The 849-nt window shown below is 64.5% G+C and carries 1 protein-coding gene; it reads left to right on the top strand.

All coding sequences use genetic code 11. The features are described 5' to 3' along the window. Positions 1-849: acyltransferase domain-containing protein (locus KN815_RS48245; RefSeq protein ID WP_216348089.1), on the top strand; the 849-nt coding region annotated here is incomplete at both ends.

The raw sequence follows: 849 nt of genomic DNA, 5'->3' as shown, positions 1-849 counted from the left end.
GGACGTTGCATGTGGATGAGCCGTCGCCGCATGTGGATTGGTCGGTTGGTGGGGTGGAGTTGCTGACCGAGCAGGTGGTGTGGCCGGATGTGGATCGGCCGCGTCGGGTGGGTGTGTCGGCGTTTGGGGTGAGTGGGACGAATGCGCATGTGATTGTGGAGCAGGCGCCTGCGGTGACGGTGGAGGAGGCTGGGGGCGAGCGTGTTGGGCTGCCTGCTGTGCCGTGGGTGGTGTCGGGTGTGGGTGAGGCGGCGGTGTACGCGCAGGTGGAGCGGTTGCGTGGGTTTGTGGCGGACAACGCCGAATGGGATCTGGCTGATGTGGGGTGGTCGTTGGTGGCTGCTCGTTCTGCGTTGTCGCATCGTGCGGTGGTGGTGGGTGCGGATCGTGATGAGTTGTTGGGTGGGTTGGGTTCGGTGGTGGTGGGGGCTTCTGTTGGTGGTGGGTTGGGTGTGGTGTTTGCGGGTCAGGGGTCGCAGCGGTTGGGGATGGGGCGTGGGTTGTATGAGGCGTATCCGGTGTTCGCCGGGGCGTGGGATGAGGTGTGTGGGGAGCTGGACCAGCATCTGGACCGTCCTTTGGGCGAGGTGGTGTGGGGTGACGATGTTGAGTTGATGGGGGAGACGGCGTATACGCAGGCGGGTTTGTTTGCGCTTGAGGTGTCGTTGTATCGGCTGATCGTCTCGTGGGGTGTGAAGCCGGATTATCTGCTGGGTCACTCCATTGGTGAGTTGGCTGCGGCGTGTGTGGCGGGTGTGTGGTCGTTGGAGGATGCGGCGCGGGTGGTGGCTGCTCGGGGTCGTTTGATGCAGGCGTTGCCGTCGGGTGGGGCGATGGTTTCGGTGGCGG

This window comes from Streptomyces niphimycinicus (assembly GCF_018883605.1).
Classification (GTDB): domain Bacteria; phylum Actinomycetota; class Actinomycetes; order Streptomycetales; family Streptomycetaceae; genus Streptomyces; species Streptomyces niphimycinicus.
The sequence above is the reverse complement of the archived record's forward strand: the minus strand, read 5'-3'. Positions and strand labels throughout refer to the sequence as shown.